The organism is Pseudonocardia sp. CA-142604 (assembly GCF_050948475.1).
GTDB classification, from domain to species: domain Bacteria; phylum Actinomycetota; class Actinomycetes; order Mycobacteriales; family Pseudonocardiaceae; genus Pseudonocardia; species Pseudonocardia alaniniphila.
Map to the genome: position 1 here is coordinate 4,381,452 of NZ_CP192045.1, position 26,618 is coordinate 4,408,069.

17 protein-coding genes and 1 pseudogene are annotated in these 26,618 nt (G+C 71.2%); 12 read left to right on the forward strand and 6 right to left on the reverse strand.

The genetic code is table 11. From position 1 onward, the window contains the following. Window position 1: 1 nt before the first annotated feature. Together ACQPZQ_RS19845 and ACQPZQ_RS19850 are read right to left on the reverse strand one after the other, a co-directional pair. Window positions 2-4,468, reverse strand: a complete 4,467-nt coding sequence (locus ACQPZQ_RS19845) for an NAD-glutamate dehydrogenase (protein WP_433297963.1) — start codon at window positions 4,466-4,468, stop codon at window positions 2-4. A gap of 162 nt (window positions 4,469-4,630) precedes the next feature. Continuing rightward, window positions 4,631-5,833: an LLM class flavin-dependent oxidoreductase gene (locus ACQPZQ_RS19850; protein WP_433297966.1), complete on the reverse strand. Its 1,203-nt coding sequence runs from the start codon at window positions 5,831-5,833 to the stop codon at window positions 4,631-4,633. 192 nt (window positions 5,834-6,025) lie between these two features. Between ACQPZQ_RS19850 and ACQPZQ_RS19855 the strand changes: the two genes are divergently transcribed. The 5 genes from ACQPZQ_RS19855 (at window position 6,026) to ACQPZQ_RS19875 (ending at window position 12,959) form a co-directional block, all read left to right on the forward strand. Next, on the forward strand, window positions 6,026-7,000 hold the full coding sequence (locus ACQPZQ_RS19855; protein ID WP_433297969.1) for an LLM class F420-dependent oxidoreductase: 975 nt from the start codon (window positions 6,026-6,028) through the stop codon (window positions 6,998-7,000). Between the two features lie 169 nt (window positions 7,001-7,169). After that, window positions 7,170-8,789, forward strand: a complete 1,620-nt coding sequence (locus tag ACQPZQ_RS19860; protein ID WP_433297971.1) for a long-chain-fatty-acid--CoA ligase — start codon at window positions 7,170-7,172, stop codon at window positions 8,787-8,789. An 18-nt stretch (window positions 8,790-8,807) separates the two neighbouring features. Beyond that, window positions 8,808-10,397 (forward strand): AMP-binding protein, encoded by a 1,590-nt coding sequence (locus ACQPZQ_RS19865; RefSeq protein ID WP_433297974.1) that lies wholly within the window; start codon window positions 8,808-8,810, stop codon window positions 10,395-10,397. Between the two features lie 37 nt (window positions 10,398-10,434). Next, complete coding sequence (locus tag ACQPZQ_RS19870) at window positions 10,435-12,153, forward strand: N-acyl-D-amino-acid deacylase family protein (RefSeq protein WP_433297976.1); 1,719 nt, start codon at window positions 10,435-10,437, stop codon at window positions 12,151-12,153. A gap of 41 nt (window positions 12,154-12,194) precedes the next feature. Further along, a complete protein-coding gene (locus ACQPZQ_RS19875) occupies window positions 12,195-12,959 on the forward strand; it encodes a crotonase/enoyl-CoA hydratase family protein (protein ID WP_433297979.1) in 765 nt (254 codons plus the stop codon). 35 nt (window positions 12,960-12,994) lie between these two features. Here ACQPZQ_RS19875 and ACQPZQ_RS19880 read toward each other — a convergent pair whose 3' ends face one another. The 4 genes from ACQPZQ_RS19880 to ACQPZQ_RS19895 form a co-directional block, all read right to left on the reverse strand. Then, entirely contained in the window at window positions 12,995-14,602 is a 1,608-nt protein-coding gene (locus ACQPZQ_RS19880) for a flavin-containing monooxygenase (RefSeq protein WP_433297982.1), read from the reverse strand. Window positions 14,603-14,665: 63 nt separating this feature from the next. Further along, window positions 14,666-16,258 (reverse strand): long-chain-fatty-acid--CoA ligase, encoded by a 1,593-nt coding sequence (locus ACQPZQ_RS19885; protein ID WP_433297984.1) that lies wholly within the window; start codon window positions 16,256-16,258, stop codon window positions 14,666-14,668. Then, window positions 16,255-17,070: a crotonase/enoyl-CoA hydratase family protein gene (locus tag ACQPZQ_RS19890; protein WP_433297987.1), complete on the reverse strand. Its 816-nt coding sequence runs from the start codon at window positions 17,068-17,070 to the stop codon at window positions 16,255-16,257. Before ACQPZQ_RS19890 ends, ACQPZQ_RS19885 begins: the two co-directional genes overlap by 4 nt. Before the next feature lie 17 nt (window positions 17,071-17,087). Then, window positions 17,088-17,861: an enoyl-CoA hydratase/isomerase family protein gene (locus tag ACQPZQ_RS19895; RefSeq protein WP_433297989.1), complete on the reverse strand. Its 774-nt coding sequence runs from the start codon at window positions 17,859-17,861 to the stop codon at window positions 17,088-17,090. A 70-nt stretch (window positions 17,862-17,931) separates the two neighbouring features. Here ACQPZQ_RS19895 and ACQPZQ_RS19900 point away from each other — a divergent pair, with 70 nt between their 5' ends. From ACQPZQ_RS19900 to ACQPZQ_RS19930, 7 genes and pseudogenes are all read left to right on the forward strand, one after another. Then, a complete protein-coding gene (locus tag ACQPZQ_RS19900) occupies window positions 17,932-19,191 on the forward strand; it encodes an acyl-CoA dehydrogenase family protein (protein ID WP_433297991.1) in 1,260 nt (419 codons plus the stop codon). Window positions 19,192-19,196: 5 nt separating this feature from the next. Beyond that, complete coding sequence (locus ACQPZQ_RS19905; protein WP_433297993.1) at window positions 19,197-20,120, forward strand: cyclase family protein; 924 nt, start codon at window positions 19,197-19,199, stop codon at window positions 20,118-20,120. 65 nt (window positions 20,121-20,185) lie between these two features. Continuing rightward, complete coding sequence (locus ACQPZQ_RS19910) at window positions 20,186-20,824, forward strand: TetR/AcrR family transcriptional regulator (RefSeq protein ID WP_241042147.1); 639 nt, start codon at window positions 20,186-20,188, stop codon at window positions 20,822-20,824. A gap of 22 nt (window positions 20,825-20,846) precedes the next feature. Further along, window positions 20,847-22,255, forward strand: a pseudogene (locus ACQPZQ_RS19915) (phosphotransferase family protein). A 46-nt stretch (window positions 22,256-22,301) separates the two neighbouring features. After that, window positions 22,302-23,861, forward strand: coding sequence for an AMP-binding protein (locus ACQPZQ_RS19920; RefSeq protein WP_433297995.1), 1,560 nt, complete (start codon window positions 22,302-22,304; stop codon window positions 23,859-23,861). A 54-nt stretch (window positions 23,862-23,915) separates the two neighbouring features. Next, window positions 23,916-24,875 carry an SMP-30/gluconolactonase/LRE family protein gene (locus tag ACQPZQ_RS19925; protein WP_433297998.1) on the forward strand — a complete coding sequence of 320 codons (960 nt, stop codon included), beginning with the start codon at window positions 23,916-23,918 and terminating at the stop codon, window positions 24,873-24,875. Then, entirely contained in the window at window positions 24,872-26,608 is a 1,737-nt protein-coding gene (locus ACQPZQ_RS19930) for a class I adenylate-forming enzyme family protein (protein WP_433298001.1), read from the forward strand. Before ACQPZQ_RS19925 ends, ACQPZQ_RS19930 begins: the two co-directional genes overlap by 4 nt. The last annotated feature ends 10 nt before the right edge of the window (window positions 26,609-26,618 follow it).

A 26,618-nucleotide genomic window follows, 5' to 3' on the forward strand; every position in this document is an offset into this window, starting at 1 on the left:
GTCAGCGAGCGGGGGCGCGCCGCTCGGACAGCGCGTAGTAGAGGCTCGCGACTTCCTCGATCGGCAGCCGCTCCCGCTGCCCTTCGGCCAATGCCGCCACCTCGACGACGTCGAGCAGCCCGTGGCCGTGCAGGAGAGCGGCCGACCGCTCCGCCAGACCGCTCGGCACCCCTTGCTCGGTCAGGGTCGCAGCCCGCTCGGCGGCCGACTCCGCCTCCCGCCCGCGCAGGAGGGACGGCAGTCGCTGCATCAGCCGGTCGACCAGCGGCGCGAAGCGGTCGGTCTCGGCGCGGACCTGGAGCGGGGTCGGACGGTTGGTGAGCAACCAGCGCGCCGTGCTGTCCAGCAGCCGGCGTGACTCGAGGACGATCTCGTCGGTCAACGCGGCCGTGATCGGGAGTGCGGCGATCTCGGCCCAGAGGCCGGTGAGGCCGAACACCGCGGTGGCCACCTCGTACGCGCGCACCGCGTCCGTCGGCGTTGCCGAGGTGTCCTCGGCCAGCCGGAATGCGTAGGTGATCCCGCCGCCGTCGACCATCTCGTTGACCAGCGCCGTGGTCACGATCTCGCGACGCAGCGGGTGTGTGGTCACGGCCTCGGGGAAGCGCTCGACCAGCACCGAGGGGAACAGGCCCGCGGCCCGGTGCGCGAACTCGGGCAGGTCGGGCAGGTCGCTGCGCAGGATCTCGGCCTTGAGGTCGAGCTTCGCGTGGGCGAGCAGGACGGCCAGCTCGGGTGAGCTGAGCCCCTCGCCGGCCCGCTCCCGCTCGGCGATCTCGTCGGGACCGGGCAGCACCTCGAGCGCGCGGTCCAGCCCGCGCCGCCGCACCAGGGCGTCGATCATCCGCGCGTGCACCGGAAGCATCGTGGAGGCGTACGCGCGTGCGATGCCGAGCTCCGCGTTCTGTGCCCGGTTGCCGGCGAGCACGAGCCCGGCGACGTCGTCGGTCATCTCCACGAGCAGCGCGTCACGGCCTGCGCGGTCGAGCTCGCCGGCCGCCACCAGCCGGTCGAGCATGATCTTGATGTTGACCTCGTGGTCGGAGCAGTCGACGCCTGCCGAGTTGTCGATGGCGTCGGTGTTGATCTTCCCGCCGCTGCGGGCGAACTCGATCCGCCCGCGCTGGGTCGCCCCCAGGTTGCCGCCCTCGCCGACCACCTTCGCCCGCAACCGGGCGCCGTCGACGCGGATCGCGTCGTTGGCCTTGTCCCCGACGTCCGCGTGGGTCTCGGCACTCGACTTGACGTACGTACCGATGCCGCCGTTCCACAACAGGTCGACCGGGGCCAGCAGGATCGCGCGGATCAGCTCAGGCGGACTCATCGCGGTCACCGCGCCGGGGAGGAGGAGCGCCGCCCGTATCTCCGGCCCGACGGGCACCGCTTTCGCGGTGCGCAGCCACACACCGCCGCCCGGGCTGATCGCGCTCCGGTCGTAGTCGTCCCACGACGAGCGCGGCAGGTCGAACAACCGGCGACGCTCGGCGTGGCTGCGCACCGGATCGGGGTCCGGGTCGACGAACACGTGCCGGTGGTCGAACGCCGCCACCAATCGGATGTGCTCCGACAGGAGCATCCCGTTGCCGAACACGTCGCCGGACATGTCCCCGATCCCGACCGCTGTGAAGTCCTGGGTCTGCGTGTCCACCCCGAGCTCCCGGAAATGGCGCCGCACGCTTTCCCAGGCACCGCGGGCGGTGATCCCCATGGCCTTGTGGTCGTATCCGACCGACCCACCGGAGGCGAACGCGTCCCCCAGCCAGAACCCGTATCGGGCGGCGACGTCGTTGGCGACATCGGAGAAGCGGGCCGTGCCCTTGTCGGCCGCGACGACCAGGTAGGGGTCGTCGCCGTCGTGGCGCACCACGGCAGGCGGAGGTGTCGTGGTCACGGTGCCGTCCGCGGAGCTCGCCACGTTGTCCGTGACGTCGAGCAGCCCCGAGACGAAGGTGCGGTAGCACGCCTCGACCTCGTCCGGTCCCGGCGCCGCCGCCGCGACCACGAACCCGCCTTTCGCCCCCACAGGCACGATCACCGCGTTCTTCACCGCCTGTGCCTTGACGAGCCCCAGTACCTCCGTGCGGTAGTCCTGCGGGCGGTCCGACCAGCGCAAACCGCCGCGTGCGACGGGACCGAACCGCAGATGGACGCCTTCCAGCCGCGGTGAGTAGACGAAGATCTCGAACCGCGGCCGTGGCGCGGGCATGTCGGGCACCGCCGCGGGGTCGATCTTGAACGAGAAGTGGGACTGCGCGGTGAACCAGTTGGTCCGCACCGTCGCGGTGATCAGCGCGAGGTGTCCGCGCAGGATCCGATCGGCGTCGAGGCCGGTGACGTCCTCGATCAGAGTGGCGACCTCGGCCAGGGCCGCCGCGGTGCGCTCCGCCCGTTCATCGGGCCGGGGGAGCGGGTCGAAACGGGCGTGGAAGAGCCCGACCAGCGCCCGTGCCGCGGCGGGATGGGCGAGGAGGATGTCGGCGATGTACGGGGGGTCGAACGGTCCTCCGAGCTGCGCTGCGTAGCGCGCGTACGCCCGCAGCACCGCCACGTCGCGCCAGTCGAGCCCGGCGTGCAGGACCAGTGCGTTGAACCGGTCGGCCACGGCGTCGCCGTCCCACACCGCCCGGAAGGCCGCACAGAACCGCTCCTGTGTCTCCCGCCGACGGCGCCCGACCATGCCGCGTGCGGTGGCGGCGTCGACCCCGAGTCCGAAGTCGTAGATCCAGCACCGGCGCCCGTCCGGGCGGATGATCTCGTAGGGCCGCTCGTCGAGCACCTCGACGCCGAGGCTCTGGAGTGCCGGTAGCACCGCGGACAGCGAGATCCCCGTGCCGCGCAGGAACAGGCGGAAATGCAGCTCGTCACCGCCGCCGCCGAGCTCGCTCGACAGTTCCAGGTGGGGCTCGTCGCCCAGCTCCCGGATGCGCCGGAGGTCGGCGAGCGCCCGGACGGGGTCGACGTCGTCCCGGTACCCCTGCGGGACGCCGGCCAGCTCGTCGGCGATCTCGTCGTCGTCGGCACCCGCAGCGTCGAGGACCCAGTCGTCCCAGGTCAGGATGGCCGCCGCGAGCTGCGCCTGCAGCCGGTCCCGGTCCGGCGCCAGAGCAGAGGGCTCGACCTGGACGGTGAAGTGGACCAGCGCGGGCCCCGACTCACCGAGCTCCACGCTGTGGTCGATGCGCCACCCGCCCAGCTCGCGCAGCAGCACCGTCTGCATGGCCGAGCGGGCCTGGGGCGAGTACCGGTCGTGCGGCAGGTAGACCAGGCAGGAGATGAACCGCCCGTAGGGCTCCCGGCGGAGGAACAGGCGCAGCCGCCGGGGCTGGGTGAGGCCCAGCACGCCGACCGCCGTCTCGTGCACGTCCTCCGCGGTGGCCCAGAACAGCTCGTCGCGCGGATGCCGGGAGATCACGTCGAGCATCCGTTGCCCGGACCAGGACTCCAGCGGGACACCCGCGAGCCGCACCGCCGCGCGCACCCGCCGCTCGACGACCGGGGTGTCCAGCACGTTCTCGTGAAGGGCAGCCGCCGTGAACAGCCCGAGGAACCGGTGTTCGCCGACGACGTCACCGCCGGCGTCGACGATCGCGATATCGAGGTGGTGGGGATGCTCCGGGCGCAGCACGCGGCTCGGTGCGTCGGACCGGGTGAGGACCACCGGCGGAGCAGTGCCCGGCAGCCAGGGATCGCGGGCGACGCCGTCGTGGACGTCGTCGCGGCGCAGGACACCCAGGCCGGACCCCGGCACCGCGCGGAACCGGGGCGGGTCGACGGCACGGTCGACCTCGTGGCGCCGGTACCCGAGGAAGAGGAAGCGACCGTCGTGGAGCCATGCCAGCAGGTCGGCGACGTCCTGCCGCTCGTCGCCGGGCGACCCGGGGCGTCCGACCAGCTCGGCTGCCACCTGCCGCACTGTCGCGGCGATTCGCTCGCGGTCCTGCGCCACCTCGCGAAGTACGCCGAGCACGTCGTGCAGTTCGGCACCGAGGTCCTCGTTCTCCTCGGTCGAGATCGGGTCCAGCTCGAGCCGCATCCACTCCTCGACGAGGGTTCCCGCGGGCGGCTCCTCCCACGCGACGGCGGGCAGCACCTCCGCGAGCTCGCCCCGGCTCGTGCGGCGCACCACGACCATCGCGTGGATGACCCGGCGGACCCGCAAGCCGACCCGGCCCACCCCTGCCAGCACGGACTGGACGAGGAAGGGCACGTCGTCGCTGATCACGTCGACGACCGCGGTACCTGCGGGAACCGCGCCGCGGATGTCGACGATCGGATCGCCGGGCTCCCGGTGCCTGGCCAGCCGCAGATGGGTGCGGGCGGCCTCGGCGAGGGCGGCGGTGGCGCCGGCCGGATCGTCGGATCCGAGAGCAGCGGCAGGGGTGTGGCGTGCGTAGAGGCGGCGCAGTTCGGCGGATTGCGGATCCGCCGCGTCGATGGACGCGGCGGTCTCCTGCCTCGTACGACTCACCGCACGTACCCGCTGCGCTCGGCCGGCCCAGCGGTAGACGTCACAGCGCGCTCGCTCACCGCTCCTCCCCGTGGACTCGTGTGCACATCGGGGAACGGTCACATTAGCCGGGCTTCACCGACCCCGCCCGGAGAGCGCAGAAGGAGAACCGTGACGAGATGATCAGCCGAACGTCGACTCCTTGCCCTCGGCAGGGCGGCTCGTGCCGGAGTTGCGCTTCTCGGCCCATTCGGCCTCGTGCTTGGCGAACATCGCCTTCGCCGCGGTGGTGCGCTTCTCGGTCAGCTCGCCCTGGTGCACCGTGACCCATCGGTAGGAATCCTGGCGCGGCTTGTTGTAGCCCTCGAAGTGCGGGATCACGTACCGCGCGTACAGCTCGTAGGAGTGCTTCGTGTCGGCCCAGTCGGCCCAGTCGTGCGCGTTGAGCAGAATGGCGCCGATCTCGGGCGTCTTCTGGTAGAGCCGCTCGATGCGGGCGATTGCGTCGTCGGGTGTGCCGATCACTCCGATGCCCTGCTCGACATACCATTCCACCGTGTCGGCGCCGTCCGGGATGGATATGCGCGGCATGTTGTTGTTGAGGTAGTCGATCTGCTCCTGCAGGCCGTACCGGGCCTGCTCCATGGCCTTCTCCCGCGTCTCGGCCAGGTGCATGCCGACCACGAGGCGCAGCCTGCTCGGGTCCATGGTGCGGCCGTGCTCGGCTGCCACCTCGTTGGCGATCCGCCAGTTCACGTCGAGGGCGTTGAAGCCCGCGTTCTCGCCTGCGGCGACGCAGAGCATGCCCAGGTCGTACTTGCCGGCCAGCCGTCCACCGGACGGCGTGACGGCACTGGCGACGCACACCTCGGGGTAGGGGTTCGAATACGGCGGCAGGTGCAAGGAGGCCTCGACGAGCGTGTACCAGTCGGTGGACTCCGTGACCACCTCGCCCTGGAACAAGCGCAGGATCACGTCGAGGCCCTCGGCCATCCTGTCGCGCTGGACGGACGGGTCGATTCCCAGCATGAGCGCGTCGGAGGCCAGCAGCCCGGGGCCGACACCGAACATGACGCGACCGCGCGTCATGTGGTCGAGTTGCACGATGCGGTCGGCGACCATCAGCGGGTTGTGATACGGAAGCGACACCACGCCTGTGCCGAGCCGGATGTTCTTGGTGCGCTCGGCCGCCGCCGCGATGAACAGTTCCGGCGACGAGATCGTCTCCATGCCGGCCGAGTGGTGCTCGCCGATCCACGCCTCGTGGAATCCGAGGTTGTCCAGCAGTTCGATCAGCTGCATGTCCTGCTGGAAGAGCAGTGTGGGGTTCTCGTCCATCTTGTGGAACGGGGCCATGAAGATTCCGTGACGCAACCTGACTGTCATTACCCCTCATTCTCGTCGCGCTTCGAGAAACGAACACCCGGCCGCACCGGTGCCGGCCGCCGGGCCGACCCGAGGAGCCTGCGCCGCACGACGCGTTGACACCGGTACGAACCGACGTGATCCTTCCTGAACGATCGTTTACTTCGAGAGGCTACGCGTGATCGAACCGGTATGGGCAGAGATGGGGGACGGATGACACGGCTCGGACTCACCATCCCGCTCGACGGCGTGCCGCTGGCCGAGCAGGCCGCACTGCTGAACGACGTGGCCGACGCCGGCTACACGGACCTGTGGACGGGCGAGGCCACGGGCGCCGACGCGTTCACGCCGCTGGTCGCCGCCGCCGTCTCGCACCCCCGGTTCCGCCTCGGCACGGCGATCGTCTCCGCCTACACCCGCAGTCCCGGGCTGATCGCGATGTCGGCCGCCGCCCTGGCGGAGGTCGCCACGAGCGAGGTGCTGGTGGGGATCGGCACGAGCTCGGACGTGATCGTCGAGCGCTGGCACGGGCTCGAGTTCCACCGGCCCTACCAGCGGGTGCGGGACGTCACCACGTTCGTGCGGCGGGCCCTGTCCGGTGAGCGGGTGGACATGGAGTCGGAGAGCTTCACCATCACGGGATTCCGCCTGGCCCGCGTGCCGGCCCGGCCACCCAAGCTGCTGATCGGGGCGCTGCGGCCGGGGATGCTCCGGCTGGCGGGCGCGATCTCCGACGGGGTGATCCTCAACTGGCTCTCGCCCGACGACATGCACACGGTGCTGCCCCACGTGCTGAAGGGCAACGCCGACGCGGAGATCGTCGCCCGGCTGTTCGTGGTCCCGGGCGAGGACGTGCAGGCGGTGCGGGCAACGGCGAAACGCATGGTCACGGCGTACCTGAACGTCCCCGTGTACGCGGAGTTCCACCGCTGGCTCGGCCGGGCGGACCAGCTCGAACCGATGTGGCAGGCGTGGAGCCGGGGTGACCGCGCGGCCGCGGTGGAGGCGGTGCCGGACGCGCTGGTCGACGAGCTGTTCCTCCACGGCAGCCCCGCAGACATCCGGGCCGGGGTGAAGCGGTACGTCGACGCCGGCGTGACCACTCCCGTGCTGATGTACGTCATGCCGCCGGGAGACGATGTGACCCGGCACCTCGCGGCCGTCGGTGGGGCCGTCACGGCTCCTTGACAGCACTGGGTGGCCGTGATGCGATCGGCTCGACTTAACGATCGATCAGTTCCGGCGAACCGGTCCGAGCAGGACTCCGTGCCTGCCGGCCTCCCAGCGAGCAGCGGGCCACCGGCCTGCGCAGCCCGATCAGCCATTCATCGTCGAGTGGAGCGACAAGGAGGAGCGCATGCCGGCCCACGACGTCGAGGTCGTGTCCGCCGCTCGCCGGATGTCCTACGGGGAGCAGCTCGCCCGGTGCGCCCGGAAGTTCCCGGACCGCGTGGCGTTCCAGCACGGGGCGCGCGCGGTCACGTTCCCCGAGCTGGACGAGCGAGTCACCCGGCTCGCCAACGCGCTGCGCGAGCGCGGCGTCGAGCGGGGGAGCCGGATCGCGATCCTGATGCACAACCGGATCGAGGTCGTGGAGGGTTACCTGGCCGCCTGCCGGCTCGGCGCGATGGCCGTGCCGCTGAACTTCCGCCTGGTGCCCGACGAGATCGCCTACATCCTCGGCGACTGCGGCGCGGCCGCGATGCTGGTGGACGAGCAGCTCGCCGGCGTGGCGGCGAAGGCCATGACCGGCATGGACGAGCTGCGCACGGTGCTGGCGACGGGTGGGCGAGAGGCCGACGCCGGGCCTCACGCGGAGTCCTACGAAGACGCTCTGGCGTCCGCGTCGACCACGCCACCCGGCATCGACGTGGCCGAGAACGAGCCCGCGTTCATCATGTACACCTCGGGCACCACCGGCAGGCCCAAGGGCGCGGTCCTCAGCCATCTGAACCTGGTGATGGCGGCGTTCACGGGTCTTGCGGTCTCCGGTGGGTTGCGCTCCGGCGTGGACGTGTCGCTGCTCGGCGTGCCGATGTTCCACATCGCCGGGCTGAGCACGTCCATCCGCGGCCTCATCGACGGCGGGCGCGTGGTGATCCACAGCGCGGCGAACTTCGACCCGGTGAGCGTCGTCGACGTGCTGGAACGCGAGCAGATCACCAACTGCTTCTTCGTGCCCAGCCAGTGGCAGGCCATCTGTGCGGTGCCCGGGGTGAAGGACCGGCGGCTGGCGCTGCGCAACCTCGTCTGGGGTGCCTCGCCCGCGCCCCCGTCGGTGCTGCAGGCGCTGCAGGACACCTTTCCGGACGCACCGGCCTACTGCGCCTTCGGGCAGACCGAGATGAGCCCCACCACAACACTGCTCCGCAGCGAGGACGCGGTGCGGAAGATGGGCTCGGTGGGCACCCCGCTGCCGAGCATCGAGGTTCGCATCGTGGACGAGGAGATGCGTGACGTCCCCGTCGGCGAGGTCGGCGAAGTGGTCTACCGGGGCCCGACGATGATGCTCGGCTACTGGAACAAGCCGGAGGAGACCGCGGCCGCGTTCGCCGGTGGGTGGTTCCACTCCGGTGACCTGTGCCGGATGGACGACGAGGGCTACATCTACGTCGTCGACCGCAAGAAGGACATGATCATCTCCGGCGGGGAGAACATCTACTGCGCCGAGGTCGAGGACGCGATCGACTCCCACCCGAAGGTCGCCGAGGTGGCGGTGGTCGGCATCCCGCACCCGAAGTGGGTGCAGACACCGTGCGCGGTCGTCGTGCCCGTGGACCCGGCCGACCCACCGGGCGAGCAGGAGATCATCGAGCACTGCCGCACCCGGCTCGCCTCGTACAAGAAGCCGACCTCCGTCGTGATCACGGATGCGCTACCCCGCAACGCCAGCGGCAAGGTTCAGAAGTTCCGCCTGCGCGAGCAGCTCGCCGGCACGGGGCCGACGCCAACGCGCGCTGAGGTCGCCGATCACTGAGACGAGGGGAGCTGCGCGGTGCAGGAGGATGCGGCGGACCTGATCGAGGCCTACCGGGTGAACGGGGCCCTCGGCTTCTGGGAGATCGCCGACGCCGATCCCGACCGGATCGCGGTCATCGACGTCGACGGGTCGGAGACCACGTTCGGACAGCTGCGGGACCTGGCCAACCGCATCTCGCACGGACTGCGAGCACACGGGCTCGTCGACGGCGACACCGTGGCCGTCGCGCTGCCCAACCACCGGGTTTTCCTTGCGCTGCAACTCGCCACGGGGCAGCTCGGCCTCTACCTGACGGCGCTCAACTGGCACCTGACCGCACCCGAGCTCGCCTACATCCTGATCGACAGCGAGGCCAAGCTGTTCCTCGCCGGTCCGCGGCTGGGCGACGCCGCGGTGGCCGCGGCCGACGAGGCCGGTCTTCCGGCGCAGCGCCGGTTCGGGATGCCCGCGTTCCCCGGCTTCCGCAGCCTCGACGACCTCGTCGACGGGATGCCGGCCACCGCACCGGAGAGGCGGCGGCAGGGGTCGGTGATGCTCTACACGTCCGGGACGACCGGTCGACCCAAGGGAGTGCGCAAACCGCTCTCCGACCTGACTCCCGAACAGAGCCACGCGGCGCGGGTGCCCGTGATTCCGCGGATGCTCGGCCGCACCGCGGGTTCCGGAGTGCACCTGGTGGTGGCGCCGCTCTACCACGCGGCGCCGAACGCCTACGGGAGCCTGGCCCTGCAGATCGGGCACACCGTGGTGCTGATGGACAAGTGGACCCCGCAGCTGTTCCTGGAGATCGTGGAACGGCATCGGGTGACCGCGACGCACATGGTGCCGATCATGTTCCACCGGCTGCTGCAGTTGCACGCAGACGAGCGGGCCGCCCATGACGTCTCGTCCCTGACGCGGGTGGTGCACGCCGGAGCGCCGTGCCCGGTGGCCGTCAAGCAACGGATGATCGACTGGCTGGGTCCGGTGCTGCACGAGTACTACGCGGCCACCGAGGGCGGCGGCACCTACGTCGGCCCGCAGGACTGGCTGCAACATCCGGGCACGGTCGGGCGCGCCTGGGCAGGCAGCGAGGTGGTGATCCTCGACGACGACGGCAACGCACTGCCCGCAGGCGAGATCGGGAACATCTACTTCCGCAGCGGCGACCGGTTCGAGTACTTCAAGGCACCGGAGAAGACGGCTGCCGCCCGCCGCGGTGACATGTTCACGGTCGGCGACCTGGGCCACCTCGACGACGAGGGCCGGCTCTACCTGAGCGACCGGCGGTCGGACCTGATCATCTCGGGCGGGGTGAACATCTATCCCGCCGAGATCGAGTCGGTGCTGCTCACCCACCCCGCGGTGGCGGACGCCGCCGTGATCGGGATGCCGGACGAGGAGTGGGGACAGCGCCCGGTGGCGATGATCGAGCCGCGCTCAGGCGGTGACCTCACAGGGGAGTCCGCGGACAGGCTGGCTGCCGAGCTGATCGAGCACTGCCGGGGCCGGCTCGCCGGCTTCAAGTGCCCCACCTCCGTCGAGTTCCGGGAGCTTCCACGGACCTCCACCGGCAAGCTCAGCCGGATCAGGCTCCGTGACGACGTGCTCCATACCGGTCGATGAGCGACAAACCCTGAGCCGACGTACGAAGGAGGACGGCATGGCTGAGCACGACCTGGTGGTCCGGGCGGGCACCGTCGTGGACGGGACGGGGAGCCCACCGCGTACCGCGGACGTCGCCGTACGGGACGGCCGGATCACCGAGGTCGGCAGGGTGAGCGGGCGCGGGCGCCGGGAGATCACCGCCGACGGTGCGGTGGTGGCGCCGGGGTTCGTCGACATCCACACGCACTACGACGGGCAGGCGACATGGGAGTCGCGACTGCAGCCGTCGTCGTGGCACGGGGTCACCACCGTCGTCATGGGCAACTGCGGGGTCGGTTTCGCACCCGTCGAACCGGTGCACCACGACCGCTTGATCGAGCTGATGGAAGGCGTGGAGGATATCCCCGGCATCGCCCTGCACGAGGGCCTTCGCTGGGACTGGCGGACGTTCCCCGAGTACCTCGACGCGCTCGACGCGCTGCCCCACGACGTCGACATGGCCGCCCAGGTGCCGCACGCCGCGCTCCGGGTGCAGGCGATGGGGGAGCGGGCCGCCGCGCACGAGGAGGCCACGCCGGAGGAGATCGCGCTGATGGCGCGGCTGGCGCGGGAGGGCGTGGAGGCAGGCGCGCTCGGCTTCTCGACGTCGCGCACGCTCAACCACAAGAGCATCAGCGGTGAGCTCACGCCGTCCTACGCCGTGGGCGCCGACGAGCTGGTCGCGATCGCCACGGCGGTCGGGGAGACCGGCCGCGGGGTGTTCCAGCTGGTCAGCGACTTCCCGGATCCCGAAGCGGAGTTCGCGCTGATCCGGGCGATGGTGGCGCGGTCGGGGCGGCCGCTCTCCGCGTCGCTCGTGCAGTCGCCGGTCGCGCCTGCGATGCACCGTGAGGTGCTGCGCCTGATCGACGCCGCGCAGGCCGACGGGCTAGCGATCCTGGCGCAGGTCGCGGCCCGTCCGGTCGGGATGCTGCTTGGCCTGCACAACACGCTCAACCCGTTCATGACCAACCCGGTCTGGCGGCAGCTGGCCGACCTGTCTCCGGAGGAGCAGGCCGCGCGGATGGCGCAGCCGCGGGTGCGATCGGAGATCGTCGCCGCGCAGACGGGGGAAAAGGACCGCAGCCGTCTCGGCGGCACCCTGATCCACAGGTACGAGCTGATGTACGAGCTGACCGACCCGCCGAACTACGAACCGTCCGCGTCGGACTCCATCGCTGCCCGGGCGGAGCGGGCTGGTGTGTCACCCGTCGAGATCGCCTACGACGTGGTGGCGGGCGGCGGGATGCTCTACCTGACCAGCCTCAACTACGCCGACGGCAACCTCGATGCCGCGCACGAGATGCTCACCCACCAGCACACCGTGCCCGGACTCTCCGACGGTGGGGCGCACGTCGGCACGATCTGCGACGGCAGCTTCCCGACCACGCTGCTGCAGCACTGGACCCGTGACCGCGACGGCGCGCGCCTCGACGTGCCGTTCGTTGTGCAGCGCCAGGCGCGCGACACGGCCCGGGCGGTGGGGCTGCTCGACCGCGGGGTTCTCGCACCCGGGTACCGGGCCGACCTCAACGTGATCGACATGGACGCGCTGCGGCTGCACCGGCCCGAGGTGCGCTACGACCTGCCCGCGGGTGGGCGGCGGCTCCTCCAGCGCGCCGACGGTTACCGGCACACCGTCGTCGCCGGGCTGGAGACCTACCGGGACGGCGAGCCGACCGACGCGCTGCCGGGCAGGCTCGTGCGCGGGCCCGCGCCCGCGCCGCGAGGATGACGACCGATACCGACCGGATCCACCGACCGACAGGAGATGTGTTGTCCGAGGTGCTCATGAGCACGCCCGCCGACGGCGTACTCGTCGTGACCATCGACCGTCCGCAGGCGCGCAACGCCGTCAATGCGGCCGTTGCGCAGGGGATCGCCGAGGCGATGGACCGACTCGACGCCGACGACGACCTCCGTGTCGGGGTGCTCACCGGCGCGGGCGGCACGTTCTGCGCAGGCATGGACCTCAAGGCCTTCGTGCGCGGCGAGCGGCCGATCGTGGCCGGCCGGGGGTTCGCCGGGGTGACCGTGCGGCCGCCGGCCAAGCCGCTGATCGCCGCCGTCGAGGGCTACGCGCTCGCCGGGGGCTTCGAGATCGTGCTGGCCTGCGACCTCGTGGTGGCCGCGGAGGGCGCAGTGTTCGGCATTCCCGAGGTCAAGCGCGGCCTCGTCGCCGCGGCCGGTGGGCTGCTGCGGCTGCCGAAGCGCATCCCGTACCACCAGGCGATGGAGCTGGCGCTGCTGGGAAGTCACATTCCCGCCGCGCGTGCGCGCGAACTGGGCCTGGTCAACCGCCTCGTGCCGAACGGCACAGCCCTCGACGCCGCGCTGGCGCTCGGCGCGGAGATCAGCGCGAACGGTCCGCTCGCCGTGGCGGCCAGCAAGAAGATCGTGGCGTCGGCCGCTTCCTGGTCGGACGACGAGGCGTGGGAGCGGCAGGCCGAGATCGCCGGCCCGGTCTCGACCTCGAAGGACGCGATCGAGGGCGCAACGGCGTTCGCCGAGAAGCGCCCGCCGGTGTGGAGCGGCACGTGAGCACCACCGTCCGGCTCACGCGCCGCCAGCCGTGATCACGCTCCGGGGCTGATCCCCCGGGTCAGCACGAAGCCTTCGTACCCTGCGGCGGACACGCCGTCGCAGATCTCCCGGTACCGGCCCACCCCGCCGACGTAGGGCATGACGACCCGTGGCTTGCCGGGGATGTTGGCGCCGACGTACCAGGAGTTGGCGTGGTTCATCAGGGTCTGGTCCGCCGCCTCGGTGACGTGGGCGACCCACCGCTGTTGGGCGTCGGGGGAGGCCTCGATCACCTGACTGTCGATGCGGGCGAGGCAGTCGCTGATCCAGTCGACGTGTTGTTCGATCGAGACGATCATGTTGCTGAGTACGGAGGGGCTGCCGGGGCCGGTGATGGTGAACATGTTCGGGAAGCCGGCGACCTGCAGTCCGAGGTAGGTCGTGGGGCCGTCGGCCCAGGCGTCGGCCAGCCGCAGTCCGTTCGTTCCGCGGATGTCGATGGCGAGGAGGGCTCCGGTCATGGCGTCGAAGCCGGTGGCGAGTACGAGGTCGTCGACCTCGACGAGCCGGTCCGTCGTCCGGATGCCCTCGGCGGTGATCGTGGTGATCGGGGTCGTGCGGAGGTCGATGAGGCGGACGTGGTCGAGGTTGTAGGTCTCGAAGTAGCCGGTGTCCAGGCAGGGTCGTTTGGTGCCGAACGGGTGGTCCGACGGGGCCAGCGCCTGCGCGGTCTCCGGGTCGCGCACGATGCTGCGGATCTTGTCGGCGAGGAAGTCGGTGACCGTGCGGTTGGCGTCGAGGTTCAGCGAGATGTCGTTGTAGGCGCGGCGCAGCGCTCCCAGGCCTCCGATGTTCCAGGCCTGCTCGTACACCTCGCGGCGCTCCTCGGCGGTCGCGTCCATGGCCGAGGCTTCGCCCTGCACACCCAGGAGGCCGGCTGGTGATTCGCGGGCGAGCCGGCGGTGGGTGGGGTAGTTCGCCTTGTGCTCCTGCTGCGCTTGCGGGGAGTGCGGTGCGTTGCGCGCCGGGAGGATGTAGTTGGCCGTGCGTTGGAAGACGGTCAGCTCGGCGGCCTGCTGCGCGATCACCGGGATCGACTGCACGCCGGACGAACCTGTGCCGATCACCGCCACCCGCCGGCCGGTGAAGTCGACGCCGTCGTGCGGCCAGCGGGCTGTCGACCAGACATCTCCGCGGAAGCCCTCCATCCCGGGGATGTCGATCTCCTTCGGCTGCGACAGACAGCCGGTGGCGAAGATGACGTAGCGGGCCGAGACGGTCTCGGGCCGGTCCGTCGTGACCGCCCAGCGCGCGCCGTCCCACACCGCCGACATCACGCGCGTGTCCAGCTCGACGTCCCGGTCGAGATCGAACCGCTTCGCGACGTGCTCGATGTATTCGAGGATCTCCGCCTGCGCGGGATAACGCTCGGTCCATTCCCATTCCTGCTCGAGCTCCTCGGAGAACGAGTAGGAGTACTCCAGACTCTCCACGTCGCAACGGGCGCCGGGGTAGCGGTTCCAGAACCACGTGCCGCCGATGCCGCTTCCGGCTTCGAAGACCCGATAGCTCAGTCCCAGGTCACGCAGGCGATGGAGCTGATAGAGACCGGCGACTCCGGCCCCGACCACGACCACATCAGGAGAGCTGGGTCGACTCATCGACACTCCTTCCACTGTGACGGCTGCGGTGGCATCTCGACGGCGGGCCTCGCCATGACGGGCTCAGGCATCCGACACGGCCGTATGCGCGGTCCGTAGCCGGAACTTCTGCACCTTCCCGGACGCCGTGCGTGGCAGTTCGTCGAGGACCACCAGCGAGGTGGGCTTCTTGTACGACGCCAGCCGCGTGCGGCAGTGCTCGACGATCTCCTCCAGCGTGGGAGGGTCGGCCGGGTCGACGGGAACGACGACCGCACGGGGTGTCTCGACCCACGTCTTGTGCGGGACGCCCACCACGGCGACCTCGGCGACCTTCGGGTGCGCGTCGATCGCGGCCTCGACCTCGGCGCAGTAGATGTTCTCCCCACCCGAGACGATCATGTCCTTCGCGCGGTCGACGACCGTGATGAACCCGTCGTCGTCCATCCGGCACAGGTCGCCCGAGTGGAACCACCCGCCGGCGAACGCCTCCGCGGTGGCCTCCGGATTGCGCCAGTACTCGCGCATCACCGTGGGGCCCCGGTAGACGATCTCGCCGATCTCGCCGACCGGGACGTCGTTCATCTCCGTGTCCACGATGCGTGCCTCGACGTTGATGATCGGCGTACCGACCGAGCCCATCTTGCGGATCGCGTCCTCCCCGCGGAGCACGCAGGTCACGGAGCTCATCTCGGTCTGGCCGAACATGTTGAAGTTGGGCACCCCGGGGAACGAGGCGGCCATGGCCTGCAGCACCGACGGCGGTGCCACGGACGCACCCCACGAGATGCGCCGCAGCGCGAGGTCACGCTGTTTCAGGCCGGGCAGCTCGCAGATCGCCTTCCACTGGGTCGGCACGAAGTAGCAGCCGGTGACCCGCTCGCGCTCGATGAGGTCGACGACCTCGCGGGCGTCGAAGCTGCCCGAGCGCGTGATGATCGACCGCCCGCCCACGAGGAGGTGGAACAGGATTCCGTTGAGCCCGCCGATGTGGAACAGCGGGAGCCCCGAGAGCCATACCTCGTCGGGGTCGCGGATGCCTTGCGTCATGGCGCAGTTGACGCTGTTGGTCACCAGGTTGTGGTGGGTGAGCACGGCGCCCTTCGGGCGGCCCGTGGTGCCGGAGGTGTACATCAGGAAGGCCGCGTCGGACTCCGGCACGTCGATCACCAGGGGTTCCGCGCTCGCGCCTGCGATCAGCTGCTCGTACGGCTCGGCATCCAGGCCGGGTGTCGTCTCGGCGTCTCCGGTGGCGACGACGGTGCGGAGGCCGGGCACCCTCGGGCGTACGGCCGCCGCGGTGGCGGCGAGCTCGTGGTCGACGAGCAGCGCAGCGACCTCGGCGTCGCCGAGGATGTAGGCGACCTCGTCGGCGACCAGCCGGAAGTTCACCGGCACCGCGATCGCCCCGAGGCGGCACGCGGCGAAGTAGGCCTCGACGAGCTCGAGGCGGTTCTGCATGAACACCGCCACCCGGTCGCCGCGGCCGACACCGCGGGCCGCGAGTGCCCTGGCCAGGCGGGTCACGCGCTCGTCCAGCTCGGCGTACGTGCGGTGCTGCTCCTCGAACTGGAACGCGACCCGGCCGGGATACAGGCGCGCGGTGCGTGCGAGCTGCTCGCCGTGGGACATCCGCCGGGCCGCGGCGATGACCGCGCCGTCCTGCGCCGCGGTCATCGTCCGTCCTCGAAGTTCGGGGCGCGCTTCTCGAACCGGGCGGTGACGGCCTCCACCTGGTTGGGGCTGCCGATCAGGGCACCGATCTCCTTCTGCTCCGCGGCGAACCCGGCCTCCAGGTCCACCCGTCCGGCCAGGTCGAGCAGCCGCTTCGATGCGCGGACGGCGTGCGGGCTGCGTGCGGCGATCTCGGCAGCCAGGGCGAGGGCGGCAGTGCGCGGATCGGGGTCGGTGCGCGTGCACAACCCGAGCGCGGCGGCCTCCTCCCCGCTGACCACGCGGCCGGTGTACGTCAGCTCCTTGGCGACGTCGCGGCCGACGAGCTCGGGCAGCAGCTGGCTGCCTGTCATGTCGGGGACGAGCCCCCAGTTGATCTCCATCACCGACAGCCGCGCGTCGGGCGCCACGATGCGGATGTCGGCGCCGAGGGTGATCTGCAGGCCGCCGCCCAGCGCGTTCCCGTGCACGGCGGCGATCACCGGGACCGGCAGCTCCGCCCACACGTACGCCGCCCGCTGGCCTGTCGCCTTGGCCGGCCCGTCCGACGGCGGGAGCTGGGCGGAGGCCGAGAGCCGCTCTCCCGCCGTCATCGCACGGAACGAGGTGAAATCGAGGCCGGCGCAGAAGTCGGGTCCCTCGCCGGAGAGCACGACAACCCGCACCCCGGCGTCGGACCTGAGCCGCTCACCCGCCTCGACGAGCGCCGCGAACATCGCGGGATCGAGCGCGTTGCGTTTCTCCGGACGGTTCAGGCGTACGTCGGCGATCCCGTCCGTCACGCTGACGGACACCCGCTGCTCCTCGTCGGGCATGCAGTTCCTCCCTGATCTCAACGTCCGGTGAATCGAGCGGGACGCCGCTCCAGGAAGGCGGCGACGCCCTCTGCATGATCGGCCGACGCGAAGCACTCGGCCAGGGCCGTGCGCGTGGCGTGGACGTGCGCCCGCAGCGGAGCGCCCGCGCCGTCCAACATCAGTTTCTTCGTCCTGACCAGCGCGAACGGAGACGCGGCAGCGATCGCCTCTGCCAGGTCGAGCGCCGCCAGCGGCACAGCCTCGGGCTCGACGACCGCCGTGGCGAACCCGAGCGCGAGCGCCTCGTCGGCCCCGAGGTCCGCACCCGTGTACAGCAGCCGCATCGCGTGGGTCATGCCGATCTGGCGGGGGAGCAGCCATGTGCCCGCGCCGGTGTCGGAGACCAGGCCGCGATGTACGAAGTTCCAGCGGAACCGCGCCCGGGTGGAGATCACGCGCAGGTCGGCCTGGGTGGCGAACTCCGCCCCCATGCCCACGGCCATGCCGTCGACGGCGGCGACGACCGGCTTCGGACAGGCCATGAGCAGGGGGTCGCCGGGGTCGTCCCCGTGGCGGCTGCCCCGGTCCGCCGGGGAGCGCGAGGCGAGGTCGGCGAGGTCGATCCCGGCGCAGAAGCTGCCGGGCACGCCGGTGACCAGCAGCACCGCCACGTCCGGATCGGCGCCCGCCCGGGACACCCCCGCGGAGAACTCGTCGAGCATCGCGTAGGTCATGGCGCCGCGCTTCTCGGGCCGGTCGATGGTCAGCGTGGCTACTCCGTCGGCGACCTCGTAGCGGATCTCGCGCACGTGCCGTCTCCCTCTTCCCCCGACGCTGGCGGCGGTGCCATGCTAGCTGAACGATCGTTAAGGAGGGCCTGTGGATTTCGAACTGCCCGTCGAGCTGACCCAGCGCCTCGCCGACCTCGATGACTTCATCGAGCGGGAGATCGTGCCGCTGCAGGCGCAGGACGACAACGAGCGATTCTTCGACCACCGCCGTGAGTACTCCCGCACCGACTTCGAGAACGGGGGCGTGCCGCGGCGCGAGTGGGAGGAGTTGCTCGGCGAGATGTTCCGCCGGGCCGACGCCGCCGGATGGCTGCGCTTCGGGCTGCCGAAGGAGGTGGGCGGCTCCGACGGGACCAACCTCGACATGGCGGTGATCCGCGAGCACCTGGCGCACAAGGGCCTCGGGCTGCACAACGACCTGCAGAACGAGTCGTCCGTGGTCGGCAACTTCCCCTTCGTCCACATGATGCTCGAGTACGGCACGCGTGAGCAGAAGGAGGAGTTCCTCGAGCCGATGCTCGCGCGCACGAAGCGCATCGGGTTCGGGCTCACCGAACCCGAGCACGGCAGCGACGCGACGTGGATGGAGACCACGGCGGTGCGCGACGGGGACGACTGGATCCTCAACGGCGGCAAGCGGTTCAACTCAGGAATGCACTCGGCCACCCATGACGTGATCTTCGCGCGGACGTCGGGCAAGCCCGGTGACGCGCGGGGGATCACCGCGTTCTTCACGCCCGTCGACGCTCCCGGCTTCTCCGTCGACTTCCACTGGTGGACCTTCAACATGCCCACCGACCACGCCGAGGTCACCATCCGGGACGTGCGGGTGCCGAACTCCGCGATCTTCGGCGAGGAGGGCCAGGGGCTCGCGGTGGCGCAGACCTTCGTGCACGAGAACCGGATCCGGCAGGCGGCATCGGGCGTCGGCGCCGGGCAGTACTGCGTCGACCGCAGCGTCGAGTACGCGCGCAAGCGCATCACGTTCGGGCAGCCGCTCGCGACCCGGCAGGCGATTCAGTGGCCGCTCGTGGAGTTGCAGACCGAGGCCGAGATGCTCCGCGGCCTCGTGCGCAAGACCGCGTGGGAGCTCGACCGGGTGCCGCACATGCAGATCAGCGACAAGGTCTCGATGTGCAACTACCGGGCGAACCGGTTCGTGTGCGACGCCGCCGACCGCGCGATGCAGGTGCACGGCGGGCTCGGCTACACGCGGCACACGCCCTTCGAACACATCTATCGCCACCACCGCCGGTACCGGATCACCGAGGGCGCGGAGGAGGTCCAGATGCGCAAGGTCGCGGGTTATCTGTTCGGCTTCGCAGGACCACGGAAGGGACAGGGCTGAGAACGGTGGAGGACTTTCGTGAGATCGGACGCCGGCTGTCGAACTGGGGCCGCTGGGACGTCGACGGGCGCCGTGACGAGCGGGGCACGACGAACCTGCTGACGCCGGAGCGGATCGCCGCCGCCACCGGCCTGGTGCGTGACGGCAAGGTGTTCGACCTCGGCATCCCGTTCGGGCCGGGCGGCCCGCAGCCCGGCGGCGGGCGCATCAACCCGGTACTGCTGTTCTCCGAGACCGGCGCCGACCAGAACTACCCGGGCGCCTTCCACTACGCCGACGACTACGTCTTCATGCCGCTGCAGAGCGCGTCGCAGTGGGACGGGCTCGCACACGTCTTCTACGACGACCTGCTCTACAACGGGTTTCCCGCATCCGACGTCTCGCCGCACGGCGCGAAGCACCTGTCCATCGAGAACCAGGCCAAGGGCCTCGTGGGGCGCGGGGTGCTGGTGGATGTCGCGCGCAGGCGCGGCGTCGAGTGGCTCGAGGCGGGTGAGGTGATAACGCCCGAAGAGCTCGACGCGACGCTGGCCGCGCAGGGCACCGAACTGCGTGGTGGCGACATCGTTGCGGTGCGCACGGGGTGGCGGCGGAAGTTCCTCTCCGACGGCGACGCCGCGTCGTTCATGGCGGGGGAGCCCGGGCTCGGCCTGGCGTGCTGCGAGTGGCTGCACGGCCACGACGTCGCCGCGGTGTGCTCGGACAACTGGGCGATCGAGGTGCTCCCCGGTGAGGTCGAGGGAGAGATGCTTCCCGTGCACATGGTGCTGATCCGGGACATGGGAATGACGCTCGGCGAGATCCTCGACTTCGAGGAGCTCTCCGAGGACTGCGCGGCCGACGGGCGCTACGAGTTCCTCCTGACGGCGCCGCCCATCAAGTTCCGGCGCGCGGTCGGCTCACCCATCAACCCGCTGGCGATCAAGTAAGGGGACCTACGTGCGGGTAACCTGGTCGACCCGCCCCACCGGGGCGGTGCAGAGGAGGTGGCCGCGTGGCGAGCCCAGCTCTGCCGGAGCGACCCGGCGCGCGCGGGGCCGCGCCCACGCCGGCACGCCCGGTGGGCGAGGCGGGGATCCTGGACGCAGCTCTCGCGGTGATGGCGGAGCACGGCTACCACGGCACGTCGGTGCGGGACATCGCCGAGCGCGCCGGGGTGAGCCCGGCGGCGCTCTACCACCACTTCACGTCGAAGCAGCAGGTGCTCGCCACGATCATGGAGCGCGGGATCAAGGCGCTGCTGGAGCGCACCCATGCGGCGCTGGCGGACGCGGGCGACGAGCCCGCGGCCAGACTGCGGGCGCTCGTCGACGTGCAGGTGCTGTTCCACCTCCAGGACCAGCGTGGCACGTTGCTCGGCACGAGCGAGCTGCGAGCGCTGGAGGAGCCGGTGCGCAGCCGGCACATCGCCAAGCGCCAGCAGCAGCAGCGCCTGTTCGACGGGGTGGTCACCGAGGGCGTGGAACGCGGTGTGTTCACGACGCCGATCCCGCTGGAGGCCGCCCGGGCGATCGTCGTGATGTGCACCGGTGTGGCGAGCTGGTTCTCCCCGAGAGGCCGGATGAGCCGCGCCGAGGTGGTGCGCCGCTACCAGCGGCTCGCGCTCGACATGGTGGGAGCGCACGAGTCCTGACGCCCGGGTCGGGGTGGCCGCGATGACGGCCGCCGCGATCCTCGACGGGCGTCCCGTCGACGCGTGCGACCCGGACGTGCTCGCCTGCCTGCTCGCGCGCCGGCTCACCGCGGTGCTGGGTGCCGACGTCGCGGTCGAGCAGCTCACCCGCCTCACCGGCGGAGCGAGCCGGGAGACGTGGTCGTTCACCGCACGCACCGGCCACGCGCGCCGCAGGCTCGTGCTGCGTCGTGACCCGCCCGGTGCCGGACGATTCCTGGGCGGGCATCCGGACGGGATGGCATGGGAGGCCGCCGCCATCGCCGCCGCGCAGACCGCGGCCGTGCCCGTGCCGCTGCTCGTCGACTCCGGCACCGACCCGGCCGTGTTCGGCTCGCCCTACTTGGTCACCGAGTACGTCGACGGCGAGACGATCGCGCGCAGGCTGCTGCGCGAACCGCAGTACGCGAGCGCGCGGAAGTCGATGGCCGCCGAGCTCGGCCGGACCCTCGCCCGGATCCACAGCGTGCCCCTCGATGCCGTGCCGGACCTGGAGTCCCACGACCCTCTGGAGCACCTGCTGGCGAGCTACGACGCGGTGGGCGAGCCGCTGCCGACCATCGAGATCGCGTTGCGGTGGCTCGACCGGCACCGGCCGGAGCCGGTGGCGGAGACCGTGGTGCACGGCGACTTCCGCACCGGAAACCTGATCATCGGCCCCGACGGGCTGCGCGCCGTGCTCGACTGGGAGTTGGTGCATCGCGGTGACCCACGCGAGGACCTCGGCTGGCTGTGCGTGAAGTGCTGGCGGTTCGGATCGGAGCTGCCGGTGGGTGGGTTCGGCACCGTCGACCAACTGCTCGACGGCTACGCGGAGGTCGCGGGCACGCGGCCCGACCCGCAGGCCGTGCTGTGGTGGCAGATCTACGGCACCGCACGCTGGGCCGTGGGCTGCCGGGCGATGGCCGAGCGGCACCTGTCCGGCCGGACGCCCTCGGTGGAGATGGCAGCCATCGGCAGGCGGGTCTGCGAGCAGGAGCACGACCTGCTGCTCGCCCTCGGGCTGCCTGCCGAACCCGCGGAGTACGGGCCGCCTGCCGTCGAGTCCGATCTGCACGGCAGCCCCACCTCCGCCGACCTGGTCGGCGCCGTCGTGCACTTCCTGCGTGAGGAGCTGATGCCGGGCACCGAGGGCCGGCTGAACTTCCTGGCGCGCGTGGCCGCCAACGTGCTCGACGGTGTCGGCCGTGAGCTGCGGCTCGGGCCGGAGCAGGAGCGCCGTCACGCCGAGCGGCTCGCCCGGTTCGGGGTCACCGACCAGGCGGGCTGGCCGCGGCCATCCGTTCCGGCGAGATCGACGCGGACGATCCGGCGCTGCTCGCCGCCGTCCGGGCTGCGGTGACCGACCGGCTCGCCGTGGCGAACCCGCGTTACCTGTCCCACCCGGGCTGATCGGGAGGGACGGCCGAAACACCGACCGAACAAGCGGAGTGGATCGATGAGGATCTCCGACGTGCTGGCGTTCTCCGCGGAGCGCGCCCCTGAGGTGACCGCGCTGACGTTCGAGAACCGTTCGTGGAGCTACCGGGAGCTCTACGCGGACGTGTGCCGCTTCGCGCACGGCCTCGGCGAGCTCGCCGGCCCCGGCGACAGGGTGGCGGTGCTGACGGAGAACAACCCGGAGTACGTCCTGGCCTACTACGGAGTGCCGCTCGCCGGGATGGCCCTCGTCTTCGTGAACTACCGGCTCTCGCCGCGGGAGGTCGTCGACGTCCTGTTGGACTCGCGCCCGGCCGTGCTCATCACCGAGGAGAAGTTCCTGCGGACGGCGCGGGCGGCGGCCGAGGCCGTCGAGTCGGTCACCACGATCGTCAGCGTCGACTCCGCGGCGCCGGGGACGGTGTCCCTCGCGTCCCTCATGGACGGACGGCCGGTGAGCGAGCCCGCGGCCCCGGACCAGGACGCCCCGGCCTGGCTGCTCTACACCTCCGGCACGACGGGACGGGCGAAGGGCGCGGTGCTCACCCATCGCAACGTCACGGCCGCCGTGACGAACGCGGGCGTGAGCTGGGAGACCGGCGACGAGTGGCCCGCGGTGTCGCTGTGTCCGTGGCCGCTGTGCCACATCGCAGGCTACGCGGTGGTCGTCTCGCACCTGCACGCCGACACCGTGGTGCTGCTGCGCCGCTACGACCCGGACGGCTTCCTCGCCGCCGTGCAGCAGCACCGGGTCACCGCCACCACGGTGGCGCCGACGATGCTGGCGATGCTCCTGCGCCATCCCTCGCTCGCCCGCTACGACACGTCGTCGATCACGCGGATCGGGTACGGGTCGGCCCCGATGCCGGTGGCGACGCTGAGGGAGGCGATGACGCACTTTCCGAACGCGATGTTCCAGACCGGCTTCGGGATGACCGAGCTGGCGGGCAACGTGCTCGTGCACAGCGCCGAGGACCACGTCGCCGCCGTCGAGGGCCGCACCGACCTGCTGGCCTCGGTCGGCAGGCCGATGGCGCTGTCCGCGGTGCGCGTGGTCGACGACACCGGCGCCGAGTGCGCCCCCGGCGTCGTCGGCGAGCTGGTGATCCGGGGCGAGCAGGTGTGCTCGGGATACTGGGACCGGCCCGACGCCACCGGCGACGCGTTCCGTGACGGCTGGTTCCACAGCGGCGACCTCGCCCGCAGGGACGCCGACGGCTACTTCTACATCGTCGACCGGTTGAAGGACATGATCCTCACGGGCGGGGAGAACGTGTACTCCCGCGAGGTCGAGGAGGTGCTGCACCACCACCCGGGGGTCGCCGCCGCGGCCGTGGTCGGGGCACCGGACGAGATGTGGGGCGAGCGGGTGGTCGCCGTGATCGAGCCCGTCGCCGGCCAGGAGCCGACCGAGGCGGAGATCCGCGCGTTCTGCCGGCCGCGGCTCGCCGGCTACAAGTGCCCGCGGCAGGTGATGTTCGTGCCCGAGCTGCCGCGCAACACCGTGGGCAAGGTGCTCAAGCGGGAGCTGCGGGAGCTGGTCCGCGACGACATTGACAACGCACTGGCCCCTTCGTAGCGTCTTAACGAACGTTCAGCCAGTAAATCGTTTCCTCCGACGAAGGGCTGGAACATGGTCAGCGTTGATCCCCGAGCCGCTGAGCTGCGCGTGGTCGCCTCCGGGTTGCAATTCCCCGAGGGCCCCATCGCGTTGCGGGACGGGAGCGTCCTGCTCGTCGAGATCAAGAGGGGCACCCTCTCGCGGGTCGCCCCGGACGGCAAGGTCACCGTCGTGGCGGAGCTCGGCGGCGGCCCCAACGGCGCGGCGATCGGCCCCGACGGTGCCGCGTACGTCTGCAACAACGGCGGCTTCGAGTGGCACGACCGGGGCGGGATCACCGCGCCCGGGCACCAGCCCGCCGGCTACATCGGTGGGCGCATCCAGCGTGTGGTCCTCGACGGACCGGACGCCGGCACCGTCACCGACCTGTACACCGAGTGCGACGGCCGGCCGCTTCGTGGCCCCAACGACATCGTGTTCGACGCCCAGGGCGGGTTCTGGTTCACCGACCTCGGCAAGAGCCGCGCCCGTGACAACGACACCGGTTCGCTCTACTACGCCCTGCCCGACGGCTCGTCGATCACGGAGGTGGTGCACCCTCTGACGCAGCCGAACGGCGTGGGCCTCTCGCCCGACGGCTCCCGGGTCTACGTGGCCGAGACCGGGCCAGGCCGGGTCTGGTGCTGGGACGTCGCAGGGCCTGCCGAGGTGCGGCCCGCGAACGGGGGCATCGGCCCCGGCGGTGCCACCCTGCTGCACGGCTTCGCCGGATATCAGCTGCTCGACTCGCTCGCCGTCGACGGCGACGGCAACGTGTGTGTCGCCACCCTGATCACCGGGGCGGTCAGCGTGATCGCCCCGGACGGCACGCTCGTGCGGCAGGTGCCGGTGCCCGACCCCGACCCGTTCGTCACCAACATCTGCTTCGCGGGAGCCGGCTCGCGCACCGCGTACGTCACCTCCTCCGGGCGCGGGCTCCTCTACGCCACCCAGTGGCACACCACAGGTATCGACCTCGCATTCTCGGCATGACCACCGCCAGTAGCGCTGTTGCTCGACGGGCCGAGCTGGTGGCCCGGTTCACCGCCGAGGGGGCGGAGTTCGAGATCGTGGAGAAGACCGTCTGGGGAATTCCCATGCGGGTGTTCTCCGGTGGTCCGCAGACGCTGCGCGAGCTCGTGCTCGCGAGCGCGGCGTTCGGTGATCGCGACTATCTCGTCTACGGCTCGCAGCGGTGGACCTTCGCGGAGCACCTACGGCAGGCCACCGGGCTCGCGCGGTGCCTGATCGAGGAGTACGGCCTGCGCCGGGGCGACCGGGTCGCGGTGACCATGCGCAACTATCCGGAGTGGTCGGCGATCTTCTACGCCGCTCACCTGGCCGGTCTCGTGCTGGTCCCGCTCAACGCCTGGTGGACGGCGCCGGAACTGCGGTACGCGCTCGTCGACTCGGGCGCGCGGTTCGTCGTGGCCGACGCCGAGCGCACCGCGCTGATCGCGCCTCAGCTGACCGACCTCGGGGGCATCCCCCTGGTGGAGGTGCGCGGCGAGGCCAGGACGGCGCCGGGGGTGCGCCGGTGGTCCGAGCTGCTCGACTCGCTCGATCTGAACGCGAGCGCCCCGGACGTCGAGGTGGCGCCCGACGACGACGCGACGATCCTCTACACCTCGGGCACCACCGGACGGCCCAAGGGCGCGATCGGCAGCCACCGCAACCACTGCACGAACATCCGCAACATCCAGCTCGGCGCCTACGTCGCCGCCGCGATCGCGGGCGGCGGCGAACCGGCCCCACGCCGCCCGGACGCGCCGCAGCAGGGCGCGCTGTGTGCCTTCCCGCTGTTCCACATCGCGGGGATCACCCGGATCTGCTACTCGGTGCTGACCGGCGAGAAGCTCGCCACGCAGTACAAGTGGGATCGGGCCGAGGCCCTCGATCTCGTGCAGCGCGAGAAGCTCACCAACGTGTCCGGGGTGCCGACCGTCATGCGGGAGTTCGCCGAGGACGCCGCGGCCGACCCCGGCCGGGTCCCGACGCTGACCGGGATCAGCATGGGCGGCACGCCGGTGCCGCCGGACCTGATCGGGAGTATCGACACGGGCTTCTCCTCGCTGGTGGGCTCGGCCAACGGGTACGGCCTGACCGAGACGACGTCCGCGGTCGTGTCCAACAGCGGGGCCGACTACGTGGCCCGTCCCGACAGCGTCGGGCGGTGCATGCCCGGGGCGGATGTGCGGGTGGTCGACCCGGTCGACGGGCAGGACCTGCCCGAGGGCGAGGTCGGGGAGCTGTGGTTCCGCGGGCCGAACGTCGTGCGCGGCTACTGGAACAACCCGGAAGCCACCGCGGCGGCATTTACCGACGGCTGGTTCCACACCGGTGACCTGGGCCGGATCCAAGACGGTTGGATCTACGTTGTCGACCGCATGAAGGACGTGGTGATCCGCGGAGGGGAGAACATCTACTGCGCGGAGGTCGAAGCCGCGCTGTTCGAGCACCCCGCGGTGGCCGATGTGGCGATCGTCGGGGTGCCCCACGCGTCCCTGGGCGAGGAGGCGGTCGCCGTGGTGCACCTGCGCCCGGGTGGCCGGCCCGGGCCGGCGACGGCGGCGGACCTGCGTGCGCACGTCGGAGAGCGGCTCGCGTCGTTCAAGGTGCCGGCGCACGTCCTGTTCCGCGACGAGCCGCTGCCACGCACGTCCAGCGGGAAGGTGCTCAAGCGTGACCTGCGCGGCCCCGTGGCCGCGGAGCTGGCGGGCAGGTAAGTCCACCTGC